Origin of the sequence: Usitatibacter rugosus, from assembly GCF_013003965.1 — a bacterium.
GTDB lineage: Bacteria > Pseudomonadota > Gammaproteobacteria > Burkholderiales > Usitatibacteraceae > Usitatibacter > Usitatibacter rugosus.
Genome location: NZ_CP053069.1, coordinates 4,211,804 through 4,223,902, shown reverse-complemented (window position 1 = coordinate 4,223,902; position 12,099 = coordinate 4,211,804). Strand labels below are relative to the sequence as shown.

The following is a 12,099-nucleotide window of genomic DNA, read 5'->3' as shown; positions in this document are numbered from 1 at the left end:
TGTTGTTTTTTGATTCTCGGGAAATTCTACCGAATCGTCGCGCGCTCGTCGCGCACGCTCATCGCCGCCTCGACCTGCTCCCGGAACTGCTTGCGGAGCGGCGTGCGATCCACGTCGGCGACCTGCACCATGTAGATGGCGATGAGCTCTTCCTTCGGATCGATCCAGAAGTACGTGCCCGCGTAGCCGCCCCATCCGTAGGCGCCGTCCGCGGCACGCACCTCGAAGCCGTAGCCGAACCCGAAGCCCGGACGGTTGAGCATCTCGCCCACGTGGTTGGCGGTCATGAGGTCCACGGTCTTCCGCGTGAGATAGCGCTTGCCCTTCCACTCGCCGCCGTTCAGCAGCATGAGGCAGAAGCGCAGGTAATCCTCCGTCGTGCTCACCAGCCCATGGCCACCGGATTCGAAAGCGGGACGCTGCGCGATCGCGAAGCTCGGCGGCACGGGCCCATCGGGGCGCTTCCACGGCTGCGCGGCGCGTGCGGCGACTCCGGGCACGAGGAAGAAGCCGGTGTCCTCCATTCCGAGCGGGCGGAAGAGGCGTTGCTCGAGTACGTTGCCCAGTGGCTGCTTCTCGATCACTTCGAGTACGCGGCCCAGCACGTCGATGGAAACGCCGTACTCCCAGCGCGTGCCCGGCGAGAACTTGAGCGGCAGCTTCGCGATGCGCGCGGCCTGCTCGGAATTCTCGACGTCGCGATTGAGGATCCCGGCGCTGTTCCACGCCTTCGCGAACGGCGTGTCGCCCGGCGCGGGATAGGTGAGTCCCGAAGTGTGCGTGAGCAGGTGCTCGATCGTCATCGCGGGATCGAAGCCGGCGATGTAGCGTGAGACGGGGTCCTTGAGGGAGAGCTTTCCTTCCTCGGCCAGCATCAGGATCGCCACGCTCACGATCGGCTTCGTCATCGAGTAAATGCGGAAGGGTGAGTCGGTGCGCATCGGCTTGTGCTCCGCGCGGTCGCGCTCACCCAACGCGGAGAAGTACGCCACCTTGCCTTTGCGCGCGATGAGAATCACGGCGCCGGCGGGAACCCCGGTCTTGATGTGCTCCCGCGTGGCCGCTTCCATCTCCGCGAGCTTCGCGGAAGACATTCCAACCTCATCGGGGCTCGCTGCGCGGGGAATCGGCAGGTCCGCGAGCGCGGCGGTTGCGGTACCCAGGAACAACGCGAGGAGGAAAGACTTCATCGCCGCATCCTACTGCTTGGGCGCGGGCGTTGCCTTGCCCTCGAGCTGTGCTTCCAACGCCGCAAGGCGCGGCGCGATGTTCGCACCCACGGACATCTGCGGATCGGATTTCTCCGCGCGCACCTTCGCCTCGCGCTCGACGATCAGCGGCTGCGCGATCTCGAAGGCTTTCGTGAACGAACGGGTGTTGCGCAGGCCGTCGTCGAAGTACGCCTTGCCGAAGTACGTCCACTCCGCCTCGTTGCTGCAGCCGAAGGAGGTCTTGTCCGCCGCGGCGGCCGTGACGACCAGCGTGTCCGGGTCCTCGAGCGGCTTCACGAACCCGCCCGAATAGCAGGCCGAGACGATCACCACCCGGTTGCGAATGCCGGATTCGTCGAGCAGCGTACGCAGTGCCGCGGGATCGACCTCCTCGAAATTCAGCGGCCAGAGCTGCAACGAGAACCGGTGCTGCTCGGAGCCATGCGAGGTCATGAAGAGCACGAGGACGTCCTCGTCCTTGTCCATCACGCTCGCAATGCGATTCAGCGCCGCGCGCAGGCTGGTCTTGCTGGCGATGGGCAGGTCGTTGAGCGTCGAGCGGTTGTTGATGAGGCGGATCGAGTGACCCTCGGCGCCGAAGCGCTCGGCCATCAGCTTCGTCGTCGCGTCGACCTCGCGGCGGAACACGTCCTGGCTGCCGTAGCCGCCGAACGCCACGAAGAAGACGTCGATCACGCCCTTCTTGCCGGGGTGAATGGCCTCGAGCGATTGCGTGAGCAGGCCGGGCTGCTTGTAGAAGACCGCCTCGGTGGCCGGCGTGACGCGATCCCGGGCCGCGGTGGTGTCCGCGGAATCGTGCTTCTCCGTCCACAGCACGCGGTCGCGGTAAGCCGAGGACAGCGGCATCAGGATCACGAAGCAGGATGCGAGCGCGCCGAACCGGCGCAGGCTGGGCTCCACCTGGCGCGCCGCGAAGACGGCGACCGCCAGGATCATCCAGGGACCGACGATGCCGTAGAGCATCGGCAGGTAAAGGCTTTCGCTGGGGCCCGTGAGCATGAACGCCAGGTACTGCAGGACGTCGAGCACGATCTCGATCAGCAATCCGGCCACGAAGAGCCGCGGCACTTCGGAGGTGCGGCCGATGGCGAGCGCGGCGGCGATCGCTGCCAGCAACAGCAGCGGCACGTGCATGAGGGCGCTGGCCAGTGCCCAGCCGTTCCACTCGCCGTCGAGCCCCGCGAGGATGAAACCGAACGCCGTCGGGATCAGCACGCCGATCACGGTGAGGAGGAACGCGGCCTTCCAGCTTCCCGGCGGCCGGCCATCGCGTGGCCGCAGGAAGAACGTGAGGCGCAGCGCATCGACGACCATGCTTCCTGCCTGGCGCATGCGGGTCGGCGGCACGTCGGCTGCCGGCACGGGGGATTCCACCGGGGCTGCATCGGAGCTCGTGACAGCGAGACTGGATTCTGCCGTGACGAGACCGGGCCCTGCCGCGACGGCCGCTTCCTTCACGCGCGCGTTGACCATCGCCACGAACTCATCGGCTTCCGCCGGCGACTCGAATGCCGCGATCGGTATCGGGACGAACGTCACGGAATCGAGGCTCAGGTGCACGGTGTCGTGCGCGATGCGCGCGCTCGCGATCCGGTCCCAGCGATGCAGCGACTGCGTGTCTTCCGACGTGAACCGCAAACCCTCGGGCTCGATGTCCATCGTGCGCGGGGATGCGAGATACGCGCTGCGGGAGATCGCGCGCCGGTAACCCGCCAGCGTGGATACGTTCATCGCGAAGAAGCCCGCGATCGCCGCGGCCACGGCCCACAACACCACGAGGGACGGGACGGTCCGCCCCGACAATCCCATCTGGGCGAGGACGCCGAGCCCGCCGAACATCAGCACCGAGCCCAGGAAGGAACCGATCCTGTACGGCCGGGGTGACGCAGTGCGGCTGTTGATGACGGCGGCCGTCGCGAATTGCTTCGGCGCGATCGAATACGTGTAGGACTGCTTCATGGCGCGGGCCTGCGGTTGCATTGGGACGCCCGCATGTTACCCGCTGCACGCCGCGGATTTGCTTCGCCGCGGTTACGGCTTGGCGAGGTCCTCGATCGCGTGCTGCAGGGCCAGGAGGGCGGGCGACATCGGGATGTGCCCACCGCGCATCGCGAGCTGCAACGCGTCGCGCAGGCGCCGTGCCTCGATGGCCGCGCGCATCTGTGCATGCGGGCCGGTCGGCGGCAGGGTGAGGCCCTCGCGGCTGTGCACCCGCTGCAGCACCATCATCAGCTTCGCCTGGAGCAGGCGCTGCGAAGTCGGGCCCGAGCCGGCGCGACCGGCACCGAGGGTCGCCATGAGCGCGCCGCGCAGCTCCGCGGCGAGGACGGCCGTGCGCTGCGGCGTGCGGATGCGTCCGGAGGTCACGGGCTTCGCGGCACGGCGCAGGTGCCGGATCGAGCGGCGGGCGGTGATCATGGTTTTTCTCCTTTGGAGGTGTGCTTCAGGGCGTCTCGGAGTGCGGTGATGGTCGAGGCATCCGACGCGGCCTTTCGATACGCAAGGCCGATCGGCACGGCGGGCAACTCTTCTTCCATGCGCACGCGGCGCAGCGTCCCGGCGGCGAGGTCTTCGCGCACCGTGGATTCGAACGCGGGCGTGATCCCCAGGCCGGCCTTCACGAGCGCCAGCATCGCGGGGATGTCGATGGATTCGATGTGCGGCTCGGGCGGCAGCAACCCGGCGGCGAGATAGGCGCGCTGCACGAGGATGCGTGCGGTGTAGCTGGCGGGCGGCAGGATCCACTCGCGATTCGCGAGCTTCTTCCACGTGGCTCCCCGGCCCGCATCGCGATCGCCCTTCGCCGTCACGACGAAGAGCCGCTCCGATCGCACCTGCTCGAGGGCCAGTGCCGTGTTGCCGAAGACTTCGATGGCTTCGGGGGTGAAGAGCGTGAGCACGGCATCGAGCTCGCCGTTCACGAGTTGCTCGGCGAGCGGCACGATGCGGCTCTCCACCAGGTGGAAGCGCGGCAGGTCGGCGTGGCCCGCCATCTCCAGCAGCGCGGGCGGCAACATCTTCCACGCGATGAAGGGTGCGGTGCCGAGGCGGAACGTCGTGCGAACGCCGATGCCTTGCGCGTTCGCCGTTTCGCCCAGTGCGGGGACTCGCTGCAGGATGCCGCGCGCGTGCCGGATGAAGGCCTCGCCGGATGCCGTGGGCTTCATGCCCTGGGCGCTGCGCTCGAACAACGACGCGCCCGCCATCGACTCGACTTCACGGAGGCTTTTGGAGAGCGCGGGTGCCGAAAGGTGCAGCCGCTCGGAGGCGGTGCGCATGCTGCCTGTTTCCGAAAGCAGGCATACGAGCTGGAGCTGTGAGAGCCTCAGCCGGTGCAGGTTTCGCTTGGAGGCGGCATTCATGTGTAAACCAAAGGTTAACACAAGAGCCTAAAAATCGAATGGACCCCCGGAAGGCCCCGGAGCAGGATGGAGGCTGATCGAAGGCCGACACCCGAGCGGCCGGCAGCCACCGACAGGAGGGAGGCCATGCGATTCGCAGCCCGCTTCGCGGCAACAACGATGTGTCGGGCCGCAATCGTCTGGTGACTCGCGAGGCGCGGGCAACTGCCGGGCAGGCGTTGATCCCTTGGGATACGCTACGAAGAGCGGAATCGCTTGCAGGAAGCCAAGCGACTCAAGCGAATTTCTGCCTGTCGAGCTACGTGGTAATCCGGTGCAAACAGCCTTAGAGGGGCGCCATGGCAAGCCTAAAAGAAAAACTCGCCACTGCATCTGCAGTCGTTAATGCCATAGACGCTCTAGCAGAGGAATACTCCGACCGTCCAACACTGCGGGCGAGCCTTCACCTCTTACCGCATCTCGGTCCGGCACTTGACGCCCTCTTAGACGGTCGAGCAGCCGCAATTTTTCGCGCCCGAATCGAGCACTTCATCGTGGAGCTGCATGGCCGTTTGGAGTGCGTTGAGGCAAATTCGGCACTCGACTTGAACTCCCCTGCTTTTCTCGATGTGATGAGGAATGTGTTCGAACACGTCGAACGAACACGATCGGAATCGAAACGAGCGATGTTTGCAGGACTCGTTGCCCATCAGATCGCCGCCGCCCCCGATTGGGAAGAAACTGAGCTGGCGATGCGCCTTCTGTCCAGTCTCGATCTGCCCCATATCGAGGTCTTGGTTGCGGCCACGTCTGCCCGAGTATGTGATGGAGCGTTCGTGGGACTGCGCACCATTGCGCTCAAGGAAGGGGAAGTGGGTCCGGCAAAAATGCCCCCCGAACTTCTCACTGACAAGCTCCCAGGCCGTTCGCGAGAAGTGCTGCTGTTGGTATGCGCAGAGTTGGTCAGCATGGGTCTCTTGCACGACGAAGGCATCGGGCGATGGAACGGAACCGCGATGCAGTACTTAGTCCCCACGGAACTCGCCGACTGGCTTCTAGCGCGAATTGTCGATATCCCCGATCTGAAATGAGTGGCTTCGACCCAATTTCCCGCATCTCGATGATGTCGCTGTTGTGGCGGTGGCTATGACGCATGAATTTGAGCCGTGGGTAATCGCTGAGAGCGGGCGATTGACCATCGGAGCCGTGGTGCAATCGAACGTCCAATGCAATCTGGTATTGCCTCCTTGGGACTCCGGCGAACTAAAGGCCGAGTTCAGTTGGAGAGGTCGAAATGTTCCATTGACGGGATTCGGCATATTTGAACATCCAGCCCCGCGTCGCCGCGCGAAGGCCAACTGGCAGGTTCGTATGAGCGAAATCCATATTCACCGAACCGGAGCCAAGGGCCTTGAGCGGGTGCGCCCATGCTTCGCCAAAGGTTTAGTGGGGAACTTGGAGCTCATTCGTCAACTTTCGACGGAGAGTCCTACTGGGCGAACCTCAGTTCACTTCGTTCTTACGCCGAACAGGATGTTGGAACCTACGGTGCGGTTCAATCCGTCGCCTGGAGGTGGTTGTAAGTCCGAGACAAGAGACGTGATCCGAGTACGAGTTCCTTCATTGGGCACGATCAGCTTTCGTCATCTCTACGATTGGGACGCTAGCACCGATCATCGCGTCATGCGATCAAAGAGCTACCTGGTCGCCAGGGTTTCCACTGCCACGCCAGCTGCTGGTACCAAGGTCCTTGAGAGTGAGTCGCTTCCCGTGTTGGAGGACCTCTTGCTGCTCGCTGGCTTTGCGTCGCGTATCCCCACCAGGTGCGCGGGATGGATAGCGTCGGACCGGCGTAATCGGGTCCATTACTTTCGCCGGCAGCTACGACTACCCGCAGGTGAGCAGCGCCATGAAACGATAGTGAATGGCGGAATGGTCGAGTTGGGGGACTTTGAGCGGTTCTTGAATGCTTGTATCGTCCCGCTCCGCGCGTCGACGTACCTGCTCCATATGCGTAGCGCCTTCTATGCACTCGAGAATGCTCGGAGACACTCGGTCGAACGAAAGCTTGTTTCGCTGTTCTCCGCATTTGAAGGACTAGTCAACGAGATAACGGCAAAGAGGTCCAGCGAGCGATTCTCGGTTGATCGGCCTTTGCGCAAGCAAGCCACGGAGCGGGTGAAGGCGGTATTCGACGGATGGGTTGACGACGGATCGTTGACCGCCGAAGTAGGTGCTCAGTTGATGGTTCAGCTTGGCAAGGCGCAGTCCATTTCTAGACGCGAGCAATATCGCTTGCTCCAGGAGGCAGTGCCGTTCGAAATGGAAGACCTTTGGCCGCTCGTTGGACGCAAAGGTGTCAAGTCCCTCTACGACATTCGAAATGCGATCGCGCACGGGTCTGCAATGTCACCAAGTCGCTTCCATGCACTGGTCGCCGCGGGACACCATATCGAGTGGCTCCTGGAGCGATTGATCTGCGCGATCCTTGGGTGGTCATTGGAGGATACGGATCTATCCTCATCCGAGTTGCGATCCTACTGGTTGTCGCAGACGTGTGACTGGAGACTCGCCGAAAAAGGATTTGGCGAATAGTTCGCCTTTTGACGCGTCTTGGGACGCGGAAAACGTAGAGCAATTCGGCGCCAATGGCGCGCAGTTGTAAAGTCGCGCGTAGCGGTACAAACGAAGCCGACATTGATTAGGTGGAGGGGGAATGACAAGGCTCACTCTCAGGCGGTACCGTCTCGTTGTTCCAGGGGTGCTTCTCTATCTCACGTTCATGCCGCTGGTCAGAGGCGAATTGTCGCTGGACTCGCTTCTTGCGGTAGACATCGCAGCACTGGCGGGAACTGCGGGAGTGTTCGTTGTCGGATACATCTATCGGCTCCTGCGTCTACGCGATCTCATTTTCGGATGGTACGTGTACGAAATCCAGGCGAATCTGCGCGACGGACTCACGCAACCCTTCCTTGAAACAGCATTTGGTCGTGCTGTTCGCGATATGGATCCGAGTCGTGTCATGCCAGTTTTCTACCACTTCGTAGACAACGACGAGTCACTGAAGTCCAAGACGAATGAGATCTATGAGAACGGACTCTCACTTAGCTCGTGCGCCGACCTATTTGTAGTTAGCGCATTTGGCGTGGTTGCGTATCTGGTCGGATACCTCTGGTTTCATACGCAGGAATATTTTTTTGCAGCCGTAATTTTTCTAAGCCTGTGCATCCTTAGTCAGATGTTCGGGGCGCTGGCGCTGTCCAGGCATAAGCGACTGGGCAGTGAGCAAGTTGAAGTGATCCGAGTCATTCACTCAGCGGCCCTAGCTGAACGACTTCGTGCGCTAGCGGGATAGAACCTCCGTGCGCGATTCGAAGGCGATAGCAGAGATTCAATCACTATATCGGTCAAGCGATCGGCGTTGGATCTTGGGATTTAGCGGAGGAAAAGACTCTACTGCCGTGCTGAAACTCGTATTCAACGCGCTGCTCGAGTTGAATAGGCCGCTTGAAAAGCCTGTGACTGTTGTTTACTGCGACACAGGAGTGGAAATCCCCGTCATTCGAGACTTTGTAAGAAAGACGCTAAGAAATCTATCTCGCGAAGTGCGGGACGTGGATCTGCCAATAGAGACCCGATGTGTGCAACCGCGCCTCAGCGATCGCTACTTTGTGAAGGTGATAGGGCGCGGATATCCACCACCGACGAGCAAGTTTCGTTGGTGTACCAATCGCCTGCGAATTGACCCTGTTCAGAGCGTTGTGAGGGCTATTGGCGGATCGAGCTCACTTGTCTTGCTGGGCGTTCGGTATGGTGAAAGCGACGCCCGTGACAAGGCAATGGACAAGCATTTGGTGCCCAGAACACCATTCCTACGTCAGGCCGGCGGTACCGATACGCTGATCTACAGTCCTATTCGTAGCTATTCACTAGTGGACGTATGGGACACCGTTTCGCCTGATGCCGCTCCAAGAAGTATTGACGCGACTACATTGGCGTCTCTCTACCGAGGTACAAGTGGCGAATGTCCGGTAGTTCGCGATCAACGCGGTGCACCATGCGGTGCCGGGCGATTCGGATGCTGGACGTGTACCGTTGTGCGCAAGGATGCCGCGATGATCAATCTTGTCGAGAGCGGTACGACCGCAATGCAGCCGCTGCTGGAGTTTAGGGATTGGCTTGCCCTGATGCGCGATGATCCGAAAAATCGGTGGAGCAAGAGGCGGAATGGAGCGGTTGGTCTAGGACCGCTAACGATGGCTGCCAGAAAGCTAATACTGCGCAGATTGATGCTGGCCGAGGAGAAGTCCGGAATGAAGCTGATTCTTCGCAGTGAACTTCGAGCGATCGAGAGTCTTTGGGCGCTTGAACGTAGCTAGACTCTGGCTAACCCGGCGGTTGATCAAGGCGAACAATAAATTCAGGAACTACGGTCGGATATCGCTGCATCACTAAGGGATCGTGGCCCGGGATGATGTGCTGTGGCGACGAGGCGAGTGAGCGAAGGGTGTCGTAGCCCTCGAGCGCCTCGCTCACGTTGAAGACCGTGCCGAACACTCGCCCCTCCTCGAAGTGCTCGTAGTAGTGGCTGGTGTCCGAGGCGAGAACGACCCAGCCGCGCCGAGTATTAACGCGCACGCACTGCATTCCCGCCGTGTGGCCGCCGATGCGGTGGATGCTGATGCCGGGGAACGGATCGGCCGAGCCCTCCGTGAACTGCACGCGCCCCTGGAAGACGAGGCGGATCATGCCCTCGACGTCCGCTACGTCGTAGCCGTGGTTGAAGCGCGTGTGGCACATGTGGCGGCCCGTCGCGTAGCGCATCTCGTCGTCCTGCACGTGGAAGCGGGCGTTCGGGAACCACCGATAGCCGCCCACGTGGTCGTAGTGGAAGTGAGTGACGATCACGTCCTCGATCTTCTCTGGATCCATGCCCAGCAGCTTCAGGCCCTCGATCGGCTCGCGAAGGTACGTGCGTTTGCGTTGCGCCGCGACCTCGCGCGTGAAGCCGGTGTCGATCACGATCGTGCGCTCCGGGGAGCGTGCGACCCACAGGAAGTAATCCATCGGCATGGGCGCATCGTGCGGATCGCCGCCGAGGAAGTTGGCGCTGCGCCGGGCCTCGCGCGTGGCATAGCGGATGGCGTAGAGCTCATGCACGGGCAGCATGTCGTCCTTTCGCGGGAACGAGGAGCTGCGTGAGCTCGCGGATGTCTTTCATGTCGTCTAGATTCTGCGTGAGGTCGCGCACGGTGCGGGCGGCGTCTCCCAGGCGCGGCGTGGCGAGCGCGAGGAATTTCTCCTCGACCTCCACGCCGGAGAGCGGCCATTCCGGTTCGCCGCGCGCGTTGGAGACGGAGTGATTGAGAACGCGCCCGTCGGTAAGCTCGATCTCGACCCGCGCGCCCCGCTCATCCGGATAGCGCACGTCGAGCGACGGATCCACGCCCACGGTGATGCGCTCCATCATCCACTTCACATGCGGGTCGGAGAGCCGTGCCGTGGTGTAGTGGAAGATCGACGCATTACGCTCGATGAACGCGAGCGCCACCGAGAACCCGATGCTGAACTGCGCCTGCTCGCCATCGGCCGGCTCCTCGATCGCCGCGGCGCGCGTCACGGTGTCGACGAACACGCGCACTTGCTTCACCTGCTCCGGCACGACGCCTTCCTTCACGATGAGATCGATCGTTGCATCGAGGGGTGCGTGGTTCCCGCGGCAGCCCGCGTGGCGCTTGAGATACGTCTCGTCGATGCGGAACTCCGTCCCCAGGCCTTCCAGGATCTCTCCAATAAAGGGGTCAGACCCCTTTATTGCGATAAAAGGGTCTGACCCCTTTATTCCGCCGAAGGCCTTGAGGAAGCCATTCTCGAGGACGAGCGGGGCGCCCGCATCACCGGCGCCCGCGAGCGCCGCGGCGACGAATCCCGCTTCGCAGCTCCGGGCCACCTGGATGGGCTGCGAGCCGGAGCTCTTCAGCGCCTCCTTGAAGCCGATGCCGAGGTTGGCGCCGATCGCGATGGCATGGCCCGTGGCTGCGGGAGAAAACCCACGCAGATTCGCGAGCGCCGCGGACGCCGAAACCGAGCCCAGCAGTGCCGTGCTCTGGAACCCGCGGTTCACGCACTCGGGGTAGATCGCGCGACCGAGGCGCAGGAACACTTCATACCCCGCAGCCACGGCGGCGATCACGGCGCGGCCGTCCGAATGACGGATCTCCGCCTCCGCCAGCACGGCGGGAATCACGACGGAGGAGGGATGGCCGCCGGTGAAGCGCGAGCCGTCCTCGAGGTACGTCGAGTGGGTGGCGAACGAATTGACCAGCGCCGTCTCGCGCGCGGATCCGGTGAGCTCCTCGCCCCAGATGCGGCACGGGCCCTGCGCCTCGAGCAGCGGCAGCAGGCGATGGTGGTTGTGGAGTTGCACGCCCGCGAGGCCGGCGCCGAGTGTATCCAGCACGCGGACCTTCACCGCCTCGATGACGGCCGGCGGCATCGACGGCATGTCGAGGCGCGAGGCGAAAGCACCGAGGGCGGCAGCCAGCATTCAGTCCGCCCGAAGCTTGAGATCCGCCACGATCTGCTTCCACTTGGCGATGTCGGCGTTGAGGCGCTTCGTGAACGACTCGGAGCTGTCCGCGATCACCTCCGCGCCCTGCTGCGCGTAGACGTCCTGGATCTCCTTCGATCGCAGCGCCTCGACGACATCCGCATGGATCTTGTCGAGCACCGCCTTCGGAGTCTTGACCGGCGCGAAGAGTCCGAACCACGTGTCCGCCTCGTAGCCTTTCAAACCCGACTCATCGAGGGTAGGAATGTCCGGCAAGAACGGGGACCGTTTCGCGCTTGTCGTGGCGAGCGCGCGAAGCTTCCCGCTCTTCACATACGGCAGCATCGGCGGCGCATTGGCGATCCACACCTGCACCTGGCCGGAGAGCATGTCGGCCATCGCCGGCCCGCTGCCCTTGTACGGCACGTGCGTGATCTGCACGCCGGCCATCTTGTTGAAGATCTCGGTGGCGAGGTGAGAAGGCGTGCCGTTGCCGGGCGTGGCGTAGTTCAACTTCCCGGGATTGGCCTTGGCGTAGGCGATCAGCTCCTGCACCGTGTTCGCGGGCACCGACGGATGCACGACCAGGATGTTGGTCGTATTGGCGACCATCGTGATCGCGGAGAAGTCTTTCGACGAATCGAAACCGGCATTCGCGTACAGGCTCTGCGCGATGGCGTTCACGCCCAGCAGGCCGAAGAGCAGCGTGTACCCATCCGCCGGCGCATCGGCCGCGGCCTTGGCGCCGATGGTGCCGCCTGCGCCACCGCGGTTGTCGATCACGACCGGCTGGCCCCACTTCTCGGAAAGTTTCTGCGCCAGGGGACGCGCGAGGATGTCCGTGCCCCCGCCCGGTGGGAACGGGATGATCATCTTCACCGGCCGGTTGGGCCAGGCTTGCGCGAGCACCACGCTGGAGAAGGCAGCAAGCGCGAGGCTCGCGGCAATGCGGGCAAGGAAACGAGTGGTCATGTTC

The 12,099-nt window shown here is 62.9% G+C and carries 11 protein-coding genes; 4 read left to right on the top strand and 7 right to left on the bottom strand.

What is annotated here, in order from left to right; all coding sequences use genetic code 11:
• Positions 1-26: 26 nt before the first annotated feature.
• Genes DSM104443_RS20080 through DSM104443_RS20065 form a run of 4 tightly spaced genes read right to left on the bottom strand, consistent with a single transcriptional unit; the run spans position 27 to position 4,510 of the window.
• Positions 27-1,190, bottom strand: coding sequence for a serine hydrolase domain-containing protein (locus DSM104443_RS20080; protein WP_171095496.1), 1,164 nt, complete (start codon positions 1,188-1,190; stop codon positions 27-29).
• Between the two features lie 9 nt (positions 1,191-1,199).
• A complete protein-coding gene (locus tag DSM104443_RS20075) occupies positions 1,200-3,212 on the bottom strand; it encodes a C13 family peptidase (protein ID WP_171095494.1) in 2,013 nt (670 codons plus the stop codon).
• A gap of 51 nt (positions 3,213-3,263) precedes the next feature.
• The gene (locus DSM104443_RS20070; protein WP_171095492.1) at positions 3,264-3,650 is read right to left on the bottom strand and encodes a hypothetical protein; all 387 of its coding nucleotides are present in this window, start codon (positions 3,648-3,650) and stop codon (positions 3,264-3,266) included.
• Positions 3,647-4,510, bottom strand: coding sequence for a LysR family transcriptional regulator (locus tag DSM104443_RS20065; RefSeq protein WP_246232374.1), 864 nt, complete (start codon positions 4,508-4,510; stop codon positions 3,647-3,649). The genes DSM104443_RS20070 and DSM104443_RS20065 overlap by 4 nt, the downstream gene beginning before the upstream one ends.
• Positions 4,511-4,932: 422 nt before the next feature.
• On the opposite strand from DSM104443_RS20065, the gene DSM104443_RS20060 reads away from it, so the two are divergent.
• From DSM104443_RS20060 to dndC, 4 genes are all read left to right on the top strand, one after another.
• Complete coding sequence (locus DSM104443_RS20060) at positions 4,933-5,664, top strand: hypothetical protein (RefSeq protein WP_171095488.1); 732 nt, start codon at positions 4,933-4,935, stop codon at positions 5,662-5,664.
• Positions 5,665-6,196: 532 nt separating this feature from the next.
• The gene (locus DSM104443_RS20055; protein ID WP_171095486.1) at positions 6,197-7,168 is read left to right on the top strand and encodes a HEPN domain-containing protein; all 972 of its coding nucleotides are present in this window, start codon (positions 6,197-6,199) and stop codon (positions 7,166-7,168) included.
• A gap of 166 nt (positions 7,169-7,334) precedes the next feature.
• On the top strand, positions 7,335-7,928 hold the full coding sequence (locus DSM104443_RS20050; protein WP_171095483.1) for a hypothetical protein: 594 nt from the start codon (positions 7,335-7,337) through the stop codon (positions 7,926-7,928).
• A gap of 7 nt (positions 7,929-7,935) precedes the next feature.
• Positions 7,936-8,952: a DNA phosphorothioation system sulfurtransferase DndC gene (dndC, locus tag DSM104443_RS20045; RefSeq protein ID WP_171095481.1), complete on the top strand. Its 1,017-nt coding sequence runs from the start codon at positions 7,936-7,938 to the stop codon at positions 8,950-8,952.
• Positions 8,953-8,959: 7 nt separating this feature from the next.
• On the opposite strand, the gene DSM104443_RS20040 is transcribed toward dndC, so the two are convergent.
• From DSM104443_RS20040 to DSM104443_RS20030, 3 genes are read right to left on the bottom strand one after another with little or no spacing between them, the layout of a single operon-like run.
• A complete protein-coding gene (locus DSM104443_RS20040; RefSeq protein ID WP_171095479.1) occupies positions 8,960-9,742 on the bottom strand; it encodes an N-acyl homoserine lactonase family protein in 783 nt (260 codons plus the stop codon).
• Positions 9,726-11,120 carry an MmgE/PrpD family protein gene (locus tag DSM104443_RS20035; protein WP_171095477.1) on the bottom strand — a complete coding sequence of 465 codons (1,395 nt, stop codon included), beginning with the start codon at positions 11,118-11,120 and terminating at the stop codon, positions 9,726-9,728. Before DSM104443_RS20035 ends, DSM104443_RS20040 begins: the two co-directional genes overlap by 17 nt.
• Positions 11,121-12,095: a Bug family tripartite tricarboxylate transporter substrate binding protein gene (locus DSM104443_RS20030; protein WP_171095475.1), complete on the bottom strand. Its 975-nt coding sequence runs from the start codon at positions 12,093-12,095 to the stop codon at positions 11,121-11,123. It abuts the gene before it with no gap.
• Positions 12,096-12,099: the final 4 nt, after the last annotated feature.

Coding starts and splice junctions, on each gene's coding strand:
- DSM104443_RS20040 (WP_171095479.1), bottom strand. CDS start 9,742: ATGCTGCCCGTGCATGAGCTCTACGCCATCCGCTATGCCACGCGCGAG.
- DSM104443_RS20070 (WP_171095492.1), bottom strand. CDS start 3,650: ATGATCACCGCCCGCCGCTCGATCCGGCACCTGCGCCGTGCCGCGAAG.
- DSM104443_RS20060 (WP_171095488.1), top strand. CDS start 4,933: ATGGCAAGCCTAAAAGAAAAACTCGCCACTGCATCTGCAGTCGTTAAT.
- DSM104443_RS20030 (WP_171095475.1), bottom strand. CDS start 12,095: ATGACCACTCGTTTCCTTGCCCGCATTGCCGCGAGCCTCGCGCTTGCT.
- DSM104443_RS20080 (WP_171095496.1), bottom strand. CDS start 1,190: ATGAAGTCTTTCCTCCTCGCGTTGTTCCTGGGTACCGCAACCGCCGCG.
- DSM104443_RS20075 (WP_171095494.1), bottom strand. CDS start 3,212: ATGCAACCGCAGGCCCGCGCCATGAAGCAGTCCTACACGTATTCGATC.
- DSM104443_RS20035 (WP_171095477.1), bottom strand. CDS start 11,120: ATGCTGGCTGCCGCCCTCGGTGCTTTCGCCTCGCGCCTCGACATGCCG.
- DSM104443_RS20065 (WP_246232374.1), bottom strand. CDS start 4,510: ATGCGCACCGCCTCCGAGCGGCTGCACCTTTCGGCACCCGCGCTCTCC.